The sequence below is a fragment of the Bradyrhizobium sp. 190 genome (genome assembly GCF_023073415.1).
Classification (GTDB): domain Bacteria; phylum Pseudomonadota; class Alphaproteobacteria; order Rhizobiales; family Xanthobacteraceae; genus Bradyrhizobium.
Window position 1 is genome coordinate 53,304 of the sequence record NZ_JADPJL010000052.1, and the last position, 20,781, is coordinate 74,084.

General features: G+C 57.9%; 13 protein-coding genes and 3 pseudogenes. 4 read left to right on the top strand and 12 right to left on the bottom strand.

The annotated features are described in order from the left end of the window. Positions 1-2: 2 nt before the first annotated feature. Both IVB22_RS26970 and IVB22_RS26975 read left to right on the top strand, forming a co-directional pair. A pseudogene (locus IVB22_RS26970) lies at positions 3-530 on the top strand (chorismate-binding protein); the annotation flags it as partial. Further along, positions 527-1,055: pseudogene (locus tag IVB22_RS26975) on the top strand (aminodeoxychorismate/anthranilate synthase component II). The pseudogenes IVB22_RS26970 and IVB22_RS26975, both read left to right, overlap by 4 nt. 591 nt (positions 1,056-1,646) lie before the next feature. Here the strand turns inward: IVB22_RS26975 and IVB22_RS26980 are convergent. Next, positions 1,647-3,179, bottom strand: coding sequence for a porin (locus IVB22_RS26980; RefSeq protein WP_247520274.1), 1,533 nt, complete (start codon positions 3,177-3,179; stop codon positions 1,647-1,649). A gap of 480 nt (positions 3,180-3,659) precedes the next feature. On the opposite strand from IVB22_RS26980, the gene IVB22_RS26985 reads away from it, so the two are divergent. After that, the gene (locus IVB22_RS26985; RefSeq protein ID WP_308200462.1) at positions 3,660-4,142 is read left to right on the top strand and encodes a MarR family transcriptional regulator; all 483 of its coding nucleotides are present in this window, start codon (positions 3,660-3,662) and stop codon (positions 4,140-4,142) included. 319 nt (positions 4,143-4,461) lie between these two features. Here the strand turns inward: IVB22_RS26985 and IVB22_RS26990 are convergent, their stop codons facing one another. The 4 genes from IVB22_RS26990 to IVB22_RS27010 all read right to left on the bottom strand — a co-directional run bounded on the left by IVB22_RS26990 (position 4,462) and on the right by IVB22_RS27010 (position 9,542). Next, complete coding sequence (locus IVB22_RS26990; protein ID WP_247520276.1) at positions 4,462-5,547, bottom strand: S9 family peptidase; 1,086 nt, start codon at positions 5,545-5,547, stop codon at positions 4,462-4,464. Positions 5,548-5,858: 311 nt separating this feature from the next. Next, a complete protein-coding gene (locus tag IVB22_RS41675) occupies positions 5,859-6,737 on the bottom strand; it encodes a Crp/Fnr family transcriptional regulator (protein ID WP_308200459.1) in 879 nt (292 codons plus the stop codon). A 793-nt stretch (positions 6,738-7,530) separates the two neighbouring features. Continuing rightward, positions 7,531-7,884, bottom strand: coding sequence for a hypothetical protein (locus tag IVB22_RS27000; protein ID WP_247520277.1), 354 nt, complete (start codon positions 7,882-7,884; stop codon positions 7,531-7,533). A 1,355-nt stretch (positions 7,885-9,239) separates the two neighbouring features. Beyond that, the gene (locus tag IVB22_RS27010) at positions 9,240-9,542 is read right to left on the bottom strand and encodes a MarR family transcriptional regulator (protein WP_308200460.1); all 303 of its coding nucleotides are present in this window, start codon (positions 9,540-9,542) and stop codon (positions 9,240-9,242) included. Here IVB22_RS27010 and IVB22_RS27015 point away from each other — a divergent pair. Beyond that, positions 9,541-10,605 carry an IS630 family transposase gene (locus tag IVB22_RS27015; protein WP_247520285.1) on the top strand — a complete coding sequence of 355 codons (1,065 nt, stop codon included), beginning with the start codon at positions 9,541-9,543 and terminating at the stop codon, positions 10,603-10,605. The genes IVB22_RS27010 and IVB22_RS27015 overlap by 2 nt on opposite strands. 304 nt (positions 10,606-10,909) lie before the next feature. Here IVB22_RS27015 and IVB22_RS27020 read toward each other — a convergent pair whose 3' ends face one another. From IVB22_RS27020 to IVB22_RS41680, 7 genes and pseudogenes are all read right to left on the bottom strand, one after another. After that, positions 10,910-11,914 carry a LysR family transcriptional regulator gene (locus tag IVB22_RS27020; RefSeq protein ID WP_247520279.1) on the bottom strand — a complete coding sequence of 335 codons (1,005 nt, stop codon included), beginning with the start codon at positions 11,912-11,914 and terminating at the stop codon, positions 10,910-10,912. A 405-nt stretch (positions 11,915-12,319) separates the two neighbouring features. After that, positions 12,320-13,867, bottom strand: coding sequence for an acetolactate synthase large subunit (locus IVB22_RS27025; protein WP_247520280.1), 1,548 nt, complete (start codon positions 13,865-13,867; stop codon positions 12,320-12,322). A gap of 239 nt (positions 13,868-14,106) precedes the next feature. Continuing rightward, on the bottom strand, positions 14,107-15,843 hold the full coding sequence (locus IVB22_RS27030; protein ID WP_247520281.1) for a hydantoinase B/oxoprolinase family protein: 1,737 nt from the start codon (positions 15,841-15,843) through the stop codon (positions 14,107-14,109). Between the two features lie 127 nt (positions 15,844-15,970). Continuing rightward, positions 15,971-18,049 (bottom strand): hydantoinase/oxoprolinase family protein, encoded by a 2,079-nt coding sequence (locus tag IVB22_RS27035; protein WP_247520282.1) that lies wholly within the window; start codon positions 18,047-18,049, stop codon positions 15,971-15,973. After that, positions 18,043-19,491, bottom strand: coding sequence for an aspartate aminotransferase family protein (locus tag IVB22_RS27040; RefSeq protein ID WP_247520283.1), 1,449 nt, complete (start codon positions 19,489-19,491; stop codon positions 18,043-18,045). Before IVB22_RS27040 ends, IVB22_RS27035 begins: the two co-directional genes overlap by 7 nt. Positions 19,492-19,822: 331 nt before the next feature. Continuing rightward, a pseudogene (locus tag IVB22_RS27045) lies at positions 19,823-20,264 on the bottom strand (M20/M25/M40 family metallo-hydrolase); the annotation flags it as partial. After that, positions 20,171-20,758 (bottom strand): M20/M25/M40 family metallo-hydrolase, encoded by a 588-nt coding sequence (locus IVB22_RS41680; RefSeq protein WP_308200463.1) that lies wholly within the window; start codon positions 20,756-20,758, stop codon positions 20,171-20,173. The pseudogene IVB22_RS27045 and the gene IVB22_RS41680, both read right to left, overlap by 94 nt. Between the last annotated feature and the right edge of the window lie 23 nt (positions 20,759-20,781).

Here is a 20,781-nt window from a genome sequence, read left to right on the forward strand (position 1 = left end):
ACAGGCAGGATCTGCGCCGCGCTGCAATTCTAATTGCGTCCGAAAAGGACCGAGCCGAGAACACCTGATCCTCGCCCTGCTGCGTAGCGATCTGTCACGCGCTTGCACTCCAGACTCGGCCGACTTTCCAGCGTTGTGCAACCTCGAAGCCTATGCCTCAGCGCAGCACCTCGTGTCGACCGTCACAGGTGATTGCACACGACCAGGACGCCGTCACCCTACTTCGCGCCCGCTTTCCCGGCGGTTCGATTCCAGGGGCGCCAAAGGTGCGAACAATGGAGATCATTGCGGAAATGGAGCATGTGGCGCGGGAGGTCTATTGCGGGTCGATCGGCTTCATCGGTTTCAACTGGCGCATCGACAGGAATATTGCAATCCGCACCGTGACTATCGAGGATGACGCGGCTGTGTTTCATGCGGGTAGCGGCATTACGGCGATGTCGGATCCGGAGGCTGAATATGAGGCGACGCTTGCCAAAGCACAGCGAATTTTTGACGCGTTTTGTGCTGAAGCATCCGGTGCATCTTGATTGTCATTATCGACAACTACGATTCGTTCGTGTTCAACATTGCGCGCTTTTTCCGCGGTCTTGGCAAAGCGACGGAAGTGATCAGGAACGACGCGGTCAGCGTCAATGAGCTTGTTGACCTTAAGCCGTGCGCGCCGGTTATCTCCCCCGGTCCTTGCACGCCGGCTGAGGCCGGAATATCTAAGGTCGTCGTCCGTGAACTTTCAGGTTCTCATCCCAATCCTGGGCATCTGCCTCGGACACCAATGTATTGGGAGCATTTTCGGCGGACGTGTAGCGCGTGCACGTCGCCCTATGCACGGTCGGTCCTCATATGTAACGCATGACGGCCGAGGGCTGTTCAAAGAACTCCCGTCGCCGATTTGCGTTGGATGCAACCATTCTCTTGTTGTTGAACTCGAGGAGTCATGCGCGCCGCAGCTTAACGTGACAGCACGTTCAGACGAAGACGAGATAATGGCTCTCGCGCATAGCAATCACCCAACATATGGCGCGCGGTTCCATCCTGAATCGATACTCACCTGACGAGGGAACGAGCTTCTCATGAACGTCCTGCAACTCGCCGAGAGCATCATGGGTTGAAAATCATCGCAATGCGGCAGGAGACAAGAAATCCGGCCGATCGACCGAACCAACGCGCTCCACCGGTCGCAAATTGCTCTCTTAGTCTCGGCATTTCCTTCACCAGCCGGATCCCGGATTTGGAGGCCGCGCGTCTGCGGCGCAGATGCGAACCGCATTGCACGCGCGTTCTCGACAACTTGTAGGATAAAATCTGCGAGCCCGAAGTACTGGGCGCGTTCCTCGCAAGCGGGACCGCCGCGCCTGATGACGGAGTTTCTTGCAGAATCGGAGAGCTTCGGGTCCGACGATTGATTTTTTCGGTAAAGCGATGGCAGAACGAAGCGGCATACCGCTGTTCTTGGTCCCTGAAAATTCGCAGGGCTGCGTCCGCGCGACCAGAATTGGTCTTAAGCGTGGGCAGCTTGCCGTTTCGGGTCCTGGGTCGCGATGCTCTGGCAAACTGAATCTATTTAAAAGGCCCCCGGCGGGCATGCCGGGAGCCTTCTTGGAGGTTAACGCTGGTCGATATCTCTCCTTTGCGGTTGGTTTCAATCAGAAGTTGCGCTGAGCGCGGAGCAGTAGTGTGAGGGCGTTCTGGTCCTTCAGCTCATATGTAGCAGCCGGCTTGGCAATGCCCGACTGTAGCGGCAGCGCAATAGTGCTTCCGCCTGCGTATTTCTGGTCGAGCATCGCGTAGGTGAGTTCGGCAGAGAAGGCCAGATTCTTGACTGGTGTCCAGATCGTTCTCGTGCCAACAACCGCAAGATTGAAATTAGGATTGCAGCCACCTGCGCCGCTCGAGAGAGCTAGGGTCGCCACGAACGCGCCACAGATATATCCCTGCGCTGTGTCGTTGTAGCGGACAGCAGCCCAGGCACCGTAAACGCTGGTGCTCCAATATGGATCCCAGTTGTGAGTGTAGGCACCGTTGAAGCCGTACGTCGTAGTCAACTCCTGACCTGCACCGGCAACGAACACCGAGTCAGACACACCGGCAAGGCCGACGCTCTGGTAAGCACCAGGGAGTCCGGTACCACCGTACATCGCGTAGGTGCTCGAAGCATACGAATGGAAGTTGTAAATGCTTGCGCCCTTTGTATACACACCCTGGATATTGATCGTGTCGCCGGCACCGGTCGGGATGTTCTTGATTGACAATGCCAGCTGGCCAGCCCAGCCCCACTTGTCGCCCGGATAGCCAGTAACCTCGGAAGCGCCATAGTAGGCAGCGTGATTGTTATGCGCGGCAACCGATGCTTGGAAGAGGCCCCAAGCCTGATTAACACGAAGCGCCGCGATGAGATCTGGCGTTCGCGATCCGCCGATGTCGGTAGCGCCGTAAGTACCAGCGGCAAGACCGGCGGCACTCGCAGCACTCACGTTCCAAACGTTGCTTGTTCGGGCGACTTGATCCTCGGCCGAGAAACTCGCTGTGACGCCTTGGCCGAAGTCAGCTGTATAGGCGAACTGGTTCACAGCTTCCCAGCCGGCGCCGCCCGGCAAACCGTCGTAGCTGTTTCCCGGATAATTGGTCCAGGGAGAGGAAAACTGCGATTGCGCTCTACCGAACGTGAAGCCAGCGAACTGCATGAAGGCGTAGTACACGCTGAGATTTCCGCCGGAAACTTGGCCGCTACCGCTTCCCGCGGGATTACTTCCGCTGTACGCAGTCGATCCGTTTCTGGCGGTTGTGCCGGCGCCGGTATAGGAACCCGCAGTCCAGGTAAACGCCAAATCGGCGTAGGTACGAAGGACGCCGTACTCGGTCGCTGTGCGCGTATCGACGTTGAAGTTAAAACGCGACTGACTCGTGTAGTAATTGCTGAGACGGTTGTGAGCAGCACCAACTCCACTCAAGGGGCTGCTGTACATACCGTTTGAGTTCAGCACCGTCCCGGCGCGCACGTAACCGCCGAGCTTGATGCAGGTATCGGTTCCCGGAATGTAATAGAAGCCTGCTCCGTAAAACGAGCAAATCTTCACGTACTCGACCGCTTTCGCCTTTACGGGAAGATCGGCGGCCTGGGCCCCCGCGCCCACGAACATTGCTGCAGAACCAAGGATAAGACTCTTCGTTAGTTTCATAGATGAACCTCCAAGTGGAAACGCCGTTTCCGTCCTTCAAAGATCCGCCGCTGCTAGCCTCACTCACAGGCGGGTGCTGGACGGAACGACTTCGAGGAGCCCCCTCGCTGTCAAGCCAGCTTTATTTCGCTAGATCAATTGTTGCAATTAATTAATTATCAACATCACCGGTTTGGACGGAATTTGGACGGAATGTGGTAAATCGGTCACAATCCACCGCCACTTTAAGAATAGAGGCAGAAACATCGTTTGGAACAAAACGCAAGAGCCCCTGGGGACATCCCCGAGGCTCAACTTGGAGATTTAGCATGACCGTCAGGAGTGCAGTTCGAAATGGCCGTCCAATTGACGCTGAAATTAATTACAAAAGTCAATTTCTTTAGGGGTTTTGTCCGCGCTCCAAGACGGATAGGTGAGATGACCGCAAGTGGAGAATCACGTGTGCCCTCCGGTGGAACCGAGGATTAGCGAATGACCGACATGGCCGAAAAAAAACAACTCGATAAAGCCGTTAGAGATTTCATCTGGAACATCGTCGAGATTCATTCTCAACTTGAGGAGATACACAAAGGCTGGGCACAGATGTTGGGAGTAACCGAACCGCAATGGCTGATTTTGATGGCCATCGACGAGCTCGATGACGGCCGGGGCGTTTCGGGAATTGCCGTTGCAAATAAGCTGCGGATTCATCCCGCTTTTGTTACCAACCAGACAAAGAAGCTGGAAACAATGGATTTTCTGGCTCGCGAACCCTCGCCTGATGATGCAAGGTTCGTCCAGATGTCGCTTACTCAAAAGGCGCGGGGAGAAATAACGAAGCTGTCAACCAAAAGACAGGCTATCAACTTGACGATGTTTGACGGGCTCGATGAGACGTCTCTCGATTACCTCAATAAACGGCTGGCCTTGATTGCCAAGAATAGCCGATTGGCAGCTCAAAAACTGAGCATAGGCATATTGTAGGACGGCGATCCGGAGTTCGCCGATACCGAAAACGCGTTGGGATTGGCAGCCCCCGTCGCGGCGAGACGAGATCGCCGGTCATCTTGACAGATGAGTGTACATTGGTCGCGGTTTCCGCGGCAATGTGGCGGTCGCTTCCTCTGAAAGGCAGCTCACCAGATCTACATCGCGTTCCCGATACTTTCCTCCGACTTGCACTCGCGGGGTTTAGGGTTGAGGAAGAACGTTGTAATGAGAGGCGCTCAGGAACTGTAATCATCGGCCCGAATATCAAGCGATGCAAGGCCGCGAGTGCTCTTCGCCGACAAGTTTGCGCAGCTCAAGCATGCGCCAGGTTTTGCTCCAGCCATTCAAAGATGCAATCATCGGAAACGACGAAGTTTTCGATTTCCCCTACGGGGGTTTCGATCATGCGCGGGATTGACAACTGCAGGTCGAGGCTGGCGGCAGCGCAGTCAGCTTGAAGCTTGACGGCCTCCGGAACGCTAACCAAGCCGCGTCCACCGGCTACCACGAGAACTGGGCATCTCAACTGTCGCACCAACCGCGAGCGGCGAGCCGACACTGCTTCCTCCTCAGGTACATCTGCTGCTCCCGCCATCCAGCCGACAGACGCCAAGATCCGCGCCCAATTCCAAAGACCACCATCGCAAACCGCCGCAGCAACTCGGCGATCAGAGGCAGCGAAGTCGGTGGCTAGAACAGCCGACATACCTTCTCCATAGACGCCAATCCTACCGGCATCCACTTCGGGCCGAAACGATAAGTAATCCAGGCAGCAAGAAAGGACTTCCGATTGGCCGTAGGAGCGATCTGAGATCTCATCGTAAGATACCACGAGAACGGATATGCCGCGACCAATCACAACCGGCAAGAGCCTGCCCAGAAGCCTCGCTCCGGTTTCTTCTTCCTTGCTGATGCAAATAACTGCCGGCGCACATGAACCACCGGCGGGCAGGTAGTACGCGAAAAACTCGAACTGGTCCCAGCACGGGATTTTTACTCGCTCTGCCTTCTGCTCCAGGGACAACCCGAGTCTCTGAATGCCGGCTTCAATCTTGGCCGAAACGGCTCCAACCTGCGGATCGCCGTCATCAACCAGCCGCCTGGCAACTTCGAAGGCGGTTAGGCCGCACAGCCAAGCCTCCGTAGCCTCTTCGAACGCTCCCGTTCTGATGTTAAGATCACCACGAAGACAGTGAGCATTTCCAATCCTTGTCCATCTCGCGACCCAGTTCTTCCGACCGCTGGCCCGATGGACGCTTTCCCGTTGTAGATTGTCCAAGAACAGCGCCGCGCCTCGCCGCGTGGACGGGAGGTCGGCACTCACCTGATGCCAAGCAGCGTACTGCATCCAATTCGCCCTTGCGTTAACTCGGCCGAGGAATGCCGCGATGCGGATCATTCCGCTCCTCCCGCGATCAGTTAGACACATTGCGTTCATATGCAGCGCACACATTCTGTACGAAACGACCCGATATGTTCGCGCGCGGGTCAGACGTGCTCCCGCAGCGTCACAATGGTACGGTTCGTACCGCCGCCGATTGCGGACGCGCGTCGCCATCAACTTGGCCGCATCGAAATGATACTGAAGCCAACAGTCCCAAGAACAATCAGCGTACGCCCCAGTGGCGCGCAAGTAATGCCACCGATACACACCGCCAACCTGTCGGCAACGGGCAACTAAAGAGATGAACCAGAGCCTGACCGATTTGGCTATCCTGTCGTCTCATTTGTCGCAGGTTTAGACGTAGGCCGAGCATAAGCGCTCGAAATAAGTTTGTAACAACAGCACGCCTTTTGTTCGAGACACTTGCGTCCATCTATCTGCAACACGCCCCGCGTCTTGCGAATCAAACCTTGTTCTTCGAATCGGATTAGCGTCTCTGTTACTCCTGGGCGGCGCAAACCAAGGACAGACGAAAGATACTCATGCGTGACCGGGAGTACGTGAGCATCAACGGCATCACTTGCCAAACAGAGCCAGGATGCGAGCCGCTTTTCGCGATCGTGCCGAACGCCGCATAATCCTGTCTGAGCGCAATGCAAGCTCAGCGCTTGAACGTACCGCGAAAGATGTTCCCGGATTTCAGGGCGCGCGTTCATGATCCGGCGCAAGTCCCCGACACGAATCCTGTGCGAGCTCCCGGGAAAGAGCACAACGGATTGATGTGTTGAAGGATGCCCCCCGAACAAAATCGAAGCGCCGACTGCACCTTGATGTCCTATTACCGCCGTTTCAAGGATGCTTCCTTCGGCGACAATCCTCAGCGAGACGAGGCCAGTCTCGATGAAGTACACGAAGTCAAGATGCCTCTTCGGCTCTTGGAGAATCATGCGCTCCCTCAGGACGACCGGTTCTAGAAGCTCCCCTATCGCCGCCAGATCTTGCAGCGAAAGACTCGCCAGAATTGCATTCTTAACAAAGGATCGCATATTCGATCGCGCGGTACCTGGCTGATGACGTATCGGCTGGAGGCTAGTTGAAGAACGCCCAGACTTCGAGTCTTCCAACGAAGGCTGATAGGCGTCGACGAACGTCGGCGTTTTGAGTGATTGCTCGGAATGGCCCGACGTCCTGTGACTCAAGTTCATCTCCGGGTGCGTTGCTTAAATTCTTTCCCAAACCTTGCCAGCTGCTGAGCGACACGTCACTCGCTGTCGGTGCGCGCAAAGCCCCATTTCGATAGATTGTGACCGAACCACCTTCGTTGGGGCCAATACCAATTTTGGGGGAGTCCATACCAGATTGGAATTGATCGAACAGCTGGTGCTAAAGAACGGAAATCGCAAATCTGCTCAAGCTTCCGCAGCTTCGCTTGCTGTTCAGGCTTCGAGCTCAAGAACAGAATAAAATCAAGCCGACGAAAATAACATTGACTAAGATGGCGAGCAAAGCGTATGCGCAAATTACTCGAGGCGAGAATTCCTCGTCATCGCGCGAGGCCGGTATCCATAGTGGCTGCATCTGATCACCTTGCGTCGCGGTCACATGACCCAGGGGGTGCAGCGCCACAGACGGGCTCCGCTGTCAGCAACTAGACTAAGCAAGCTGACGATCCAGAACCTCTGACGAGTATTTGTTTGCATGATTTCTAAAATGCCTCCCCCTCAATGTCAGCTTGGTACTCGGTGCGCCGTACAGGCTGTTGCTACGCGCCGAAGCCATTCATAGTCAGCCTCCCGGCGGATCTTGAAATGTTCGACGCACTTCTTGGAGCAAAGCGCGGTTCGCCAGTAGTAGTGGCGGATCAATCCGAACTTTCCGCCGCATATAGCGCAGCACCTTGTTGAAATGTGGCGCGAAGCATGTGAGCTATTGCGCATTGTCGCCTCCTGCCGGAGTGGATGATAGGCTCCTGCACTTCTTAGCCGCGTCACCGCGCCCCTATTGACGTGCAACCCCGCGGATGCCAAGTCGCGAGGTATAGGCAGACAACAGCATGCCAAATGGGCCTTGCATTACCAGCGCCGTGACTTCCGGCGTCTGCACGAGTGACGGCGTGTGTCGCGCGATCCTCTTGAGAGAATGACGCCGCTCATGACGCCCGCGCCGCGGCCTAACAACTCCGTCGGCGCTGACAGGCCACCCGAAACGTTCGACAGCCATTGCAATCAGAACGCCTCCGGGGAAGCCAATACCAATCAAGGAAAGATCAATATCGGGTCGGAATTGAAATGCGTGCGCCGTCCAATATGCTGTGAGGATCAGGCTCCACATGGCGCGACGGTCGAATTTCACTCTGTTTCTCGAGAGCGGATGATTTAATGTGTCTCCGACAACAGCACCGAAAAGAGAATCGAGAGGCCCAGCTCTTCAAAGAAAGTCCCGATTGCTTTGCGGATCTGATCTCGGCAGACGATCTGCCGCCGAGCTGAACAGTCGACAGAGCGTCTGCATCGCCTGAGGCACCCCTCGGCACTCTTGCGATTGATGGAGCGCTCGATCTCAAACGGCGTTTTCATCCGATGTACCTCTCGATCGCTATTGGCGACCAGTGGGATTCCTTTTTGCGGAGCGCCTGCGCCGCGCATTCTCGTCGATGTCGGCCATGGCGAAGCACGAACGCCTTATAGGTATTCAGCACGCTTCTCGGATCGGTCGAGAATTGCGCCCTGCAAGATGAGCTCGTTATACCCTCGTTAGGCGTCGGTCCGCAGGATGCAGGTATGGTCCGCCAGATTTGCCTTGGGGACGCTTACCCCTGCAGTCACGTGAGTGATGGAACATCGCCACCGCTGGGCCTGGGCCGCCAAACGCTTTTCGTCTCGCCGGGTGTGGGTCTTTTCGTTGGCGAGCACCGGCGGTTCGACGACGCTCGAGTCGAGGCGGCGAAGTAAGGCTTCAAGTGCGTGCAGACTGTTTCCACGGCATGGGGCACAAGCACATTCGGCCGCAATTCGTCTTCAGTATCGCAGGCTTTCAGCCCTTCCAAGGTCAGCGCAAATTGATTGATCACGCGCGACGGCGCTCCGAGAGTTCTCCCGCGATCTCCAACGCCTCCGCGCGCTCGACGGTCAACGCCTTCTTCAAGGCGACGTCATCCGGAATTGCTCCGCGGTCAGCACTCCGCAATTTTTTTGCTCATCGCACGCTTCGCGCGTCGCCAGATTAGCTGTAAGTTTCTCTGGTCGATCCCTCAAGTACATAGGGATCTGCAGCGATGACCTATCGAACTTCGCGCAATTAAGCGCTTGGCTTGGAGCGACAGACGAATTCCGTCATTCGCCAGATCGCCGCACCGTCCCTGAAGATCTGAAGATCGCCGGCGTGAGGATCCGCTCTAGAGTCTCCTGAACCGTAAGAGACAAGCTCTGCATGTACATGTCGGTGTAGCCGGTGGCGGTTGTGAGCCACCCGGGATCGGTTCCTCGCTACCCAAGAAGTTCAAGCCCGCGCAACGCCTCAGCTTGCACTTCACGGGCAACTGTGGCCGACAGCCGAGTTAAACTACCGAGCTGCGCAGGAGGCGACGACGGCTATTGCATTGCGCGCGTTGGCGCCCACTGCTGTAGCCGTCATCTCGACAAGAACGAGACCGTGCCGGCCTCACCTAGTGGCTCTGCACAGTGATTATGACGGGTTGCGTTCGTCGATCAGATTAGCTCCGGGAGGAGTTTGGGATCAACGAGGACCTCGATGCTGCGCGGGGTTCTTGGCTGCCTCCTGATGAGGCCGGCTCGTTCCAGCGTCATCACCATCTGGTGGACCGAAGGCGGGCTGACGCGGAAATATTCCTGCATGTCGGTTTCGGCCGGGGGTCTGCGGTGCAGCCGCGTGTAGAGGTGGATAAAGGCCAGGTATTGCCCCTGCGTGGGCGTGAAGGGTTTTGCCGAAGGACTCACGCCGGCCATCCGATTCAGTTGTTTGTGCGTGCCTCGAACACGGAGGCACGCCATGAATGTACGCTATCGGGTCGACCTCAGCCAAGTCGAGCGCACGGAACTCAGGGCGCTGCTCAGCAGCGGCAAGCATGCGTCGCGCAAGCTCAAGCGAGCACAGATCTTGCTGGCTGCCGATGCCGGTGCCGGCGACGAGGAGATCGCAAGGAGCGTCGGCGTGGGCGGCTCGACCGTGTACCGGATCAAGCGCCGCTTCGTGGAGGGCAATCTGGAACGGGCGCTGAGCGACGAGCCGCGTCCCGGGGCGGAACGCAAACTCACGGTCAAGGAAGAAGCCCTGCTGGTAGCGACGGCCTGCGCCAGTCCCCCGGAAGGCCGCGCCCGCTGGACGCTCGATTTGCTGGCAGGTGCGATGGTCAAGCTCACCGAACACAAGAGCCTGTCGCACGAGACCGTTCGGCGGCGCCTGGCCGAAAATGGCCTCAAGCCCTGGCGCAAGGACATGTGGTGCATTCCGCAGGTCGATGGCGAATACGTCGCCCGCATGGAGGATGTCCTCGATCTCTACGCCGAGGCGCCCGATCCCAAGCGGCCGGTGGTGTGCTTCGACGAAAGCCCGGTGCAGCTTATCGGCGAGGCGCGTCAGCCCATCCCGGCCAGGCCGGGTCAGCTCGAACGTTACGATTACGAGTATCGTCGCAATGGCACGGTCAATCTCTTTGTCCTCCTCGACGTGCATCGGCCCTGGCGCAAGGTCAAAGTCACCGAACGGCGAGCGGCGGAAGACTATGCCCGATGCATGCGCGACCTCGTCGACGTCCATTATCCCGACGCCGAGATCATCCGGGTCGTTCAAGACAATCTATCGACCCACTCCGCCGGTGCCCTGTATCAGGCCAAGCACGCAAGCTGGCTCAACATGGTCGAGATCGAGATCGGTGTCCTGCGCGGCCAGTGCCTGGATCGCAGGATCGACAATCCCAAGCGACTGCGCCGCGAAATCGCCGCTTGGGAACGGAAGCGAAATGCTGCCCGCTCCCGCATCAAATGGATGTTCACAACAGACAAGGCCCGGGCCAAAATGGGCCGCGCCTATCCCGCGACTTCCAAAGAGTCATAATCACTGTGCAGAGCCACTAGTGCCTTGACGCCGAGTGAAGAGCAGACGTTGGGTCAATTCATGTCGATGAGCAAAACGAGAGCTTAGTATCGGCGACAATTGATCGAGGTCACGAAATGGAATTGAAGGAGCCCTCACGCAGCAACGACAAGTCTCGGCCGCGCGTCTTGCTCAGAGACTAGGACTTGCAAGATAACCAGCGGGTCAAGTATTAGAGCTCACGGCGCAATTCGAGATCAATCAAACCAGGACCAGGCCTGAGCGTTCTTTACGTAGTCACCCAAGATCATCGGGAACTCGGATCTCAGGCTCGGTTGAAAGCCTGTTTGCGAGCCACGCGCGCGGTTCGATGCGCTCTATGTCTTGCTAACCTCGCATCGCTCCGTCGACCTATCACCGGACGGGGCATAGGGACCCAATTTTCGTGTTCCTGCAAAGAACCAAATATCACATCGAAAGCCACGCGCGTTAATCCGACACACTCATCTGATCGGCAGACGACCGACGTCCACCAATGGATCGGTGAGCCTTCCAGAGGTCTCCAGATATATTCTTTTGGTCCGGCTTCACGGCGCCGCTTAGTGAGCCGCTCTGGCACAATTGCCACCGCCGATTCTATCCTGAGAAGCGCCTTTGTCATGGTTGTGTTGCTGTGCAAGATATTTGGCGGAACGTAGCCTCCAGCGCGGCAGAGGTTCAGCAACTCGTCGTAAAAGCCCGGCGCCAAGTGACGCTGAAAGTGCACGAGCGGATAAGGGCTTAATTCAGAGAGGCGCAATTTATCACGTTTTGCAAGTGGATGCTCAGCGTGAATAACAACTCCCAGCGGCTGCCCGAGCGGTGGCGAGACCCGAAGTCCCCGTTTCTCGAACGGATGCCGAAGAACACCGATATCTATCTCTCCAGCCCTTAAGAGGCTTTGTTGCTCCGCCGTGGAGGCCTCAACAAGGTGTACCTGCATCTGCTGCTGCAGCCGGCTGCTGAGCTCCGATAGCAGGGCTCGCGAAGTTTCCGGAGGAAATCCAATCCGAAGGTGCCGTGATTGACTCGGCGATAATGACCGCGCCATACGCACAGCAACCTCAAATGCTCGCATCGCATTCCGCGCTTGCGGCAGCAACGCCTCGCCCGCCGCGGTCAAATTGACCTTCTTGCTGGTACGATCAAACAGTTTGACGCTCAGTTCTCCTTCCAAATCGGCAATGCGCTTTGAGAGCGGCGGCTGGCTCATGTTTAGGTCACGAGCGGCCCTCGCGAAGCTGAGCGCCTCGGCGACTGCCACAAAATAGCGAAAGTGCCTGATGTCCATCTACCGACTATAAAGCTCCACAAACCCGTCATCAAGATTAAGAGGAGCCATAACCGACAAGCCGACCGAACTATATGACCGCTCGTTCATGGTTGGGCAGTGCACGAACCGCACAAGAGCGCGCGCCTCGCGTTGCCAGGTTCCCAGGAGCCCGGTCACGCGCCAATGGAAGCTTTGTTCCTACACAGGCTCGGCTTGCGCTGACAAAAGCATCCAGCGATACTAGTTGCGAGTTAGAGCTACAATCCTTACTACCAGTACGAGCGACGCTCTAGAATTTCTTTGGTCCAGGAGCAGAATTCACCCAAGTACCTTTCCGTAGGCGGAATGAAATCCAGATCATCGCTGCGACTGTAAATTTGTCGACTGGCCTGCCGTTTTGTTGTTCCGCTCTGTGGTTGCCCACTATATCTGAACTTCAATCAAGCGCGGACCCGGCTCGTGGACAGCTTCATCGAGCGCTTTGTTGAAGTCGTCCGCCGCCGTGACTGCACGGCCCGGCACGCCCATGCCTCTGGCCATTGCGACGAAATCCAGCGTCGGCCGGTCGATCTTGAGCATGTCCTGCGCCCGCTTGCCCGGCTCGCCGGCGCCCACGTTGTCGAACTCGTTGCGAAGGATCTGATAGATCTTGTTGGCGAACACGATGGTGACGACGTCGAGCCCCTCACGCGCTTGAGTCCACAGGGACTGGATGGTGAACATGGCGCTGCCATCGCCGACCATGGACATCACTTTCCGATCGGGGCAAGCGATCGCGGCACCGGTCGCAACCGGCGTGGAAAAGCCGATCGAGCCGCCCATGTTCTGCAGCCACTCATGCGGCGCAGCTGCAGCCGTCGGCCGGAAAAAGCCGCGGCCCGTGGTGACGGATTCATCCACCACTATAGCATTTTCCGGGATGGCACAGGCGATCGCCTGTGCGATCGAGGTGAGGGTCAAGGCCCCGGTCGGCTTGATGAGTTCGACAAATTTCTGCGGCTTGGCGTCATGGGGCGTGGCGTGCACCGCATCCGCCAATACCTCCAGCGCCGCGATCGAATTCTCTCCGCAGTCCGTCATACGATGCACCTCACAGCCGTTCGGCTTGAGCATGCTCGGCTTGTTCGGATAGGCGAAGAAGGCAACGGGATCGTTGGCCTCGACCAGCAAAATGTGCTTGAACTCCTTCAGGACCGCCAGGGCCTTCTCGATGGCATAAGGAACGGTGTTGACGGAGAACCGGCCACGTCCGCGCGCCATCCGGGGATAAAAGGTCTCGCTCATCACGGTGCAGCCGGTCTTTTCTCCGATCTGCTGCGCGAGTGCGAGCCCTTGCTCGGTCAACGCGCTTCCGGTGACGAGTAGAAGTGTATGGACGCTGTCGGCATGCAGGATGCGCGCGGCTTGTTCGACCGCCTGCGCGCAATAGCTGAGAGGTCGATGATCTTCGCGCACTTGCGCAATGCCGTCCGCCTCGTTCCACGCCGTGTCAGCGGGCAAGATCAGGGTTGCGATCTGCTGCGGCGAGGTTTTCGCAGCGGCAATCGCGGCGGCGCCGTCTGCCGCCACCGACTTGGCGTCCGGCGAGGTGCGCACCCAGGCCGACATCGGCCACGCCAGGCCTTCGATATCGGAGGTCAAGGGCGCATTGTAGCCGATGTGATAGGTCGCATGTTGGCCCACGATGTTGACGATGCCGGAACGCGCCTTTTTGGCGTTGTGGAGATTGGCCAGCCCGTTGGCGAGGCCGGGACCGAGATGCAGCAAAGTGGATGCCGGCTTCCCCTTCATACGAAAATAGCCGTCGGCTGCCCCGGTCACCACGCCCTCGAACAGGCCGAGCACACAACGCATGCCTTCGACCCGATCGAGCGCGGCGACGAAATGCATCTCTGAGGTGCCTGGGTTGGTGAAGCAGACGTCAACGCCACCTCCAACCAAGGTTCTGACCAGACTTTCCGCACCGTTCATTCGCTCCACTCCCGTTCGTATCCCGCAATCTCGCGAGCGCCATGTTCGGCGTTTCGTCAGAGGATCCGGCATTCGCAGCCATCGCAGGCGAGGTTGAGACATGGCCAAACGTTACCGAACAGGACTACGCCGCTGCCGTTACAGACCTCGCAAGATGCAGTGACCTTCCAGCACCGGCGACGATCCATCCGTGCCGCTTTCTGGTTCCACATGCAATCTGCCGGCACTCCACTCTTGCTTTATTTTTGTTCTCTCGCGGCAGTTGACACGACAGACCTACGGTCCTCGGAAATCCCGACGCCATAGATGTTCAGTGCAGCCTGCACGGAGACGAGTTCATCGCGAACGTCTCTGAGCACGGCGTCCGGATCCCGCTTATGAGGATGGCCCCATCCTCCGCCAGCAGACGATTCAATGACGAGGCGGAACGGTTTGACCTGCTGAACGCCGTACTGCGGACAATTAAACTCTTCGCCTGTAGTCAGATCGAAGGCTCTCAATGAACCCTTTGCACCCCAGAGCCCCCCGTTGACGCCTCCGCCCGTTGGCTTTCGTGAGCCCTCGCTGCGCAACAGATGCTCTCCGCCGACCAGAACTTCAGCTACATAGTCGACCCCGGTTCCGCCACGGTATTGTCCGGCGCCTCCAGCATCGAGGCGCATCTGACACCGGTGAATGCGAAGGGGATAGGATTGTTCATATGTTTCCACATTCGGAATGCACATTCCGCCGAGTGTCATCTGATGACTGGTCGTAGAGAAGCCATCGCGCCCATTGACCGCTCCGCCGCCCGAACTGCCGTGCCAATGGTAAAGTACGAAAACTCCACCAGAGGGCTTCTTACCGGCCGAGATGCCGTAGACTGCCTTGCCCCACCCTGCGCATGCGCGATCAGGGTCGGCTTGCGCCAACGCGCCCCAACATGCATTCATGATATCGATGGCCGGAAACACCGTATTCATCGTCATGGGCGCAGGAGGCAGCGCATTTACGATCGTGCCTTCCGGGGCAATAATCTTGACGCAGCGATAGACTCCTTCGTTGCGCGGAATGTCCGGATGTAAGAACGATGATAGTGAGCAGTAGACGGCAGAATGTGTATTCGCGATACCGCTGTTCTTAAATCCCTTTATTTGCGGCGATGTGCCGGTGAAATCGAACGTGATCTCGTCGCCGCGGATCGTGACCTTGACATGTGTTTCGACGTCGACGCTCTGGAAGCAGTCAGTGTCACTGATATCGAAGCCCTCCCAGGTCCCATCGGGAAGTTCGGCAATAGCTTGGCGCATTCTCCGCTCTCCGTAATCAAGAAGAGCTCTCAAATAGGCACTACCCCTGTTCACGCCATACTGACTGATGACCTCCGCCATCCGATTTGCGCCGATCCGTGTCGATCCCAGCATTGCGCCCAGATCACCTTCCATAAGGTCTGGGCAGCGAGAGTTTAAAAGCAACATGCGCCAGAGATCGTCTCGCAGCTCCCCCTTCTCGACCAGCTTGAGCACCGGCAGCCGAATCCCTTCATGAAAAATTTCGGTAGCCGCTGCGTTGTAGGTTCCCGCAGCGCCACCACCGATGTCGGACTGATGAGCCCGGTTGCTGCAGAATCCAACCAACTCGCCATCAACAAAAACGGGACGAATGAGCGTCCAGTCAGGCAGATGGTTTCCGCCGGCTACATACGGATCGCTGAGGATAAAGACGTCTTCATCTTCGATGCGGCCTGCAAAGTCCCGGAGGACCGCGCGAACAGCGAAACCGCCGCTTCCCGAATGAATCGGCAATCCGTCAGCTTGTGCGACCGTCTCGCCGCTTGCGTTGCTCAGGAAGCAAGAAAAGTCGTGGCTCTGGCTGAAGATCGGGCTGCGAGCCGTGCGCGTCATGATCGTGCCCATCTGTAAGCTGATATGGTCAAGCTGCCGCTGCAGAATGGCGAGCAGAACAGGATCGTGATCGGTGGCGGCCGCGACATTCATAATTTCACCCTATTTACACTTGTACTGCCGATCGAGGCAGGGAAGAATTCGTGCTCTGACTTTGCGCTCGGTTCGTAACCACAGTCCGTCATTCCCACGTTGCTACGAATGGCAGCCGGGTGTGTTTTCATGCTGCGGCTGCCGCACGAGCGATTGACACACGGTAGTTGCCCGCATCCGTCATAGTAAGCTGATCACCGGGAGCGATGAAAAGAGTTGTAGTCGCTTCCTCAATGATCGCAGGCCCCACCAATTGCTGACGTGGCGTTAGTATCGTGCCGTCGTAGACGGGCGTGTCGGCGAACCCCATTTTCCTGTCGATCCAGACGCGTCGACGTGAATGCGGCACCGGATCCGAGACGGCCGGAGCCACTTGAGCAATCTCCAGGGCGTCCTGCTTGCCGATCGCCGCGAGTCGTAGATTAACAATCTCTATTGCCCCCGCGGGCTGCACATACCCAAACAGCCGTTGATAGACAGTCTCGAAGGATGCCCGTATGACCGCAGGATCGGTCGAGGGACATTCAACCGCCACGTTCCATTGTTGGCCAAAGTACCGAAGATCGTAGGCGCGCTGCAGGACCGCGCTATTGCCTTCGAATCCTTCGCGGGTCAGGATTTCACCGGCCGCCGCTTGCATCTGTTCAAAGGCGTGCTCCAGCACTGCGGCACTCGATGCCTTGTCGCTGTCGAGGTCTTTCAGCCAACTTCGCACATGGTCATGGCGAAGGTCCGAGTTGCACATGCCAAAGGCGCAGAACACGCCTGCCAGACGCGGAACATATAGACTTGGGCTGCCAAGAAGCCGTGCCGTCGCCGGGCCATGCAAGGGCCCGGCTCCGCCGGCTGCAACGAGGGTAAACCCTCGTGGGTTGTATCCCTTTTCGAGAGAGGCCTGCTCCACCGCGTGGAGAATGTTCTGCTCGACCAGCTGAATGATGCCGGCTGCCGCATCCTCGACACTCAGACAAAGTGGTCGTGCGACGTGGGTGTCGATGGCTTTGATCGCCCTATCCAGGTCCAACTTGATTGCTCCTCCGGCATAGGGACCTGGCTTCAGGCGACCGAGAACGAGTTGGGCGTCGGTCACCGTGGGCCTGTCGCCGCCGCGGCCGTAGCAGGCCGGTCCCGGCGTCGAACCAGCCCCTTCCGGGCCTGCCTTGAGAAGGCCGGCGCCGTCTACCGACGCAATGGTGCCACCTCCCGCGCCGACGGTATGGATGTCAACCGCGGGAATGTTGAGATGGTAGCCATCAACCACGATTTGATCGGTCATGCTGACGGCGCCGTGCTGCATCAGCGTGACATCACAGCTTGTGCCCCCGACCTCTATCGAGATCAAGTGCTCCGATCCGGTGTCCTTTCCAAAAAACTTGAGCGAACCGACGCCGGCTGCAGGACCCGAGAGAACCAGGCTCACCGGCGCATGGCCAATCTCATCGATTGAGATTGCTCCGCCGTTCGACTGGATCATCAAGAGCTTGCGCGGCAGCCCCAACGACCCGAGCCGCTCGGCCAGTCTGTTTAGATAGGGGACGACGCGGGGAGCCACGTACGCATTGACGACGGTGGTCGAGGTCCGCTCGTACTCACCGATCATCGGCGCAACTTCTGACGATGCGGTGATCCACACGTTCGGGAGTAGCTTCTGTAGTTCGCGCTTCGCGGCCCGCTCGTGCGCCGGATTCGCATAGGCATGCAGAAAACAGATCGCGACTGCCTCAACCCCCTCCTCCGCAAAGACGCGCGCCGCATCCGCAACCGAATCCCGATCGAATGCAATCCGGACACTGCCGTCGGGCTCCATTCGCTCCTTTACCGGCAGCCTCAGGTAACGAGGGACCAGAACTTGGGGAAATGGCCGACGATGATCCCAAACATTTTCCCGGATTGACCGACGGATCTCCAGCGAGTCGCGAAACCCTTCCGTGACCAACAAGCCGACCTTCGCCCCCTTCTTTTCGAGCAGCGTGTTGGTAGCAACCGTCGAGCCATGAACGAACAGGTTGGTATTGGTAAGGAACGTCTTGACGCTGCTCTTCAGAGATTGAGCAGCCAGCTCAACCGCGGCGAGAACACCCTCAGTGGGGTTGGCTGGTACTGACGGAGACTTCAATGCTCTGACAGCGCCCCGGGCATCGACAAGCACCAGATCGGTAAAGGTACCACCGACGTCAACTCCAACACGATAAGGTGCAACTAGCATGGCGATCCATCAGCCCGTTTTTGTTCGTTCCAGCTCAGGTGATTGAGAGAACCCTTCGATTGCCGTCCATACGGATCAAGCGCGCTGTATTCAGCCGCCTCGTTGGCAACGACAGAGACGAGCTTGTCGGCGAGGAGGGAGACTTCGGCTTCCGTCATGGGGGTGGATAGAGCGCCGGAGCAGTTGGGTGTCAATAAGATGCCCTCGTCGAGCATCGCTAAGTGGATTCGGCGAATCAGTCCGACCTTCTCAGCACCGACGTAGGCAGTCCTGTACCCGGTGACCTTGGTCGAGCCTAGATGAAGCCGAAACAGCGACCCCATTCCGGTCAAACCAGCTTCGATCCCCGCCGCGGAAAATCCTTCGCGGACCCTCTCCCGGAGCTTATCGCCATATCCATTCAATCTGTCGATCGCCGGCCGCGAATAGTGGGTAAGGGATGCGAGCCCTGCGGCCATGCTCAGCGGATTGCCGCTGAACGTCCCCCCCATTGAGACCTTCGGCTTGCCATCCGCGTGGTTGAATACCGACATCCGATCGGCCGAACCGGAAATCGCACCAATGGGAAGACCGCCACCAATAATCTTCGCCGTCGTCACGAGATCAGGCTCAAGATCGAAAAGCGGAGAAGCACCCTCGAATGAAAGGCGAAAGCTAATGACTTCGTCGCAGATAAGGAGAATCCCATCACGGCGACAGGCCTCCTGCACGACGGCCGCGGTTTCTTTCGGTACAGGCACCGTTCCGGCGCGGGATGCATGAGGGTCGAGAACAACTGCAGCTAGCGATTGACCTTCGCGGCGAAGAATGTCGGCGCAACGCTGAGGATCATCATAGGGAAGCACCACGGTTTCGCGCAGCACTGATCCCGGGGTACCGGCGCTGTTTCGTACCGAGGCCGGATTCCCCTTCTCGTCGTCCCAATTGGCCGGTGTTGATTCTAGGCTTACCTCGATCCAATCGTAAGCGCCGTGATAGCACCCCTCAAACTTGGCGATCCTTTCCCTCCCCGTAATGGCACGCGCCGCTTTAACCGCTGCCAGGACCGCCTCAGTTCCAGAATTGCAGAAGCGGGTCTGCTCCATCCTTGGATTCCTGGCAACCAATGCCTCCGCCAGCAGGATTTCACTCTCCGTGGGCAAGCCGAATGCCGTCCCCCTGTTCATCGCGTCGCGTACCGCATCGAGCACCGGGGGGAATGCGTGGCCATGAATGAGAGAGAAGAAGTTATTGGCGCAATCAAGGATGCGCTTTCCGTCGATATCGACGACCCAGCAACCTTCGCCCCGAGCAGCATAAGGGGGATGGGGCTTGAACCAAGAGGCCGCTCGCATCGATCCGCCAGGAACGACTTTCGCCTCGCGAAAGTATGCGGCTTCAGATCGCGATTTCGCCGCATCGCCAACTGCGTCCCTGTTCTGCCCCTGACCCGGCCCTGTCATTGTTACCTCCGATAATCCCGTAATCCCCAACTGAACATATGATCCATCCTTGTGTCAATAGGATCATTTGTTCCACATGTTTCAGAACGCAACCCTCCGCAGGCTTGAGCCCTAAGGTATAGTTGGCACAGCGCCTCCGTCATCTGGCGTCGCAGGTGCGCTAAGGCCGCCCAGAAGGCGGCGAGCCCAAGCCGGCTCTCGTGCTGCGCCAAGCCGAGACCATGCAGAAGCGAGTTGCGCCCGCATCCTTGGCGCGCTGCGCGGCGGCCAACATATCGGCGCAATTCATGAGATGAATGACTTGCAAGCCCGCGTCGTAATGCGCGCTATGCGAGTGCATGCCGTAGACCTGATCGATGCCGAAGCGCTCCATCAAGCCGTCCTTGATCATCGCGGCCGCGCGCCGGCCCGCTCTTTTCCGCCGGCTGGAAGATAACGACCGCCGCACCAGCGAAATTGCGGGTCCCGGCAAGGTAGCGCGCCGCACCCAACAGGATCGCGGTGTGACCGTCATGACCACAGGCATGCACCCCTTTGTTTTTGGAGGCATGGGCAGATTGGTCTCTTCCTCGATCGAGCGCATCTATGTCGGCTCGCAAACCGATCACCTGGATGTCACCGCTGGCCGCCCCCATCTTGCCCTTAATTACGCCGACCACGCCTGTCCTACGGAGGCCGGTCATGACCTCGTCGCAGCCGAATACCCGCAGGCGCTCGGCGACGACGCGCGAAGTGCGATGTTCGTCAAAGCTAAGCTCGGGATGCGCGTGGATGTCGCGCCGCTACGCCCGGATATCACAGTGGAGGTCGGCGACGCGATTGAGAATGGGCATGTGTCTCTGTTCCTAGAATGATGGGTAATGTGCGGTATTGTCAGGAAGTACCTGCGCGCGAAGGCGGCGCTCAACAAAACCCGAGCGCCAGCAGTAGCGTGGTCCGGCTCACACCATTCAAGTTCGCTGTGGGAGATGCCACCGCGGCACGGAACAAAGATAAGCGCTGTTGGGCAGACAAGATGCATGTTCATGGCGTCGTGCGCGGCCAGGCCTGGCAACCGAAGCGAAGCGTAGCCCAGCCGCCGCGCTATGCCTTCCGTCAATTGCAGTAGATCTTCTGAGAGATCGAGGCGGTCGCCTAGCGTTCTCGATATGTTGTTGATCGACAGCTTCGCTTCCGTAGCGACAGGTGCAACTAGTAGCTCTGCACAGTGATTATGACTCTTTGGAAGCGGCGGGATAGGCGCGGGCCATTTTGGCGCGCGCCTTATCTGTTGTGAACATCCATTTGATG

Coding starts and splice junctions, on each gene's coding strand:
- IVB22_RS26980 (WP_247520274.1), bottom strand. CDS start 3,179: ATGAAACTAACGAAGAGTCTTATCCTTGGTTCTGCAGCAATGTTCGTG.
- IVB22_RS26985 (WP_308200462.1), top strand. CDS start 3,660: ATGGCCGAAAAAAAACAACTCGATAAAGCCGTTAGAGATTTCATCTGG.
- IVB22_RS26990 (WP_247520276.1), bottom strand. CDS start 5,547: ATGATCCGCATCGCGGCATTCCTCGGCCGAGTTAACGCAAGGGCGAAT.
- IVB22_RS41675 (WP_308200459.1), bottom strand. CDS start 6,737: ATGAACTTGAGTCACAGGACGTCGGGCCATTCCGAGCAATCACTCAAA.
- IVB22_RS27015 (WP_247520285.1), top strand. CDS start 9,541: ATGAATGTACGCTATCGGGTCGACCTCAGCCAAGTCGAGCGCACGGAA.
- IVB22_RS27010 (WP_308200460.1), bottom strand. CDS start 9,542: ATGGCGTGCCTCCGTGTTCGAGGCACGCACAAACAACTGAATCGGATG.
- IVB22_RS27020 (WP_247520279.1), bottom strand. CDS start 11,914: ATGGACATCAGGCACTTTCGCTATTTTGTGGCAGTCGCCGAGGCGCTC.
- IVB22_RS27025 (WP_247520280.1), bottom strand. CDS start 13,867: ATGAACGGTGCGGAAAGTCTGGTCAGAACCTTGGTTGGAGGTGGCGTT.
- IVB22_RS27030 (WP_247520281.1), bottom strand. CDS start 15,843: ATGAATGTCGCGGCCGCCACCGATCACGATCCTGTTCTGCTCGCCATT.
- IVB22_RS27035 (WP_247520282.1), bottom strand. CDS start 18,049: ATGCTAGTTGCACCTTATCGTGTTGGAGTTGACGTCGGTGGTACCTTT.
- IVB22_RS27040 (WP_247520283.1), bottom strand. CDS start 19,491: ATGACAGGGCCGGGTCAGGGGCAGAACAGGGACGCAGTTGGCGATGCG.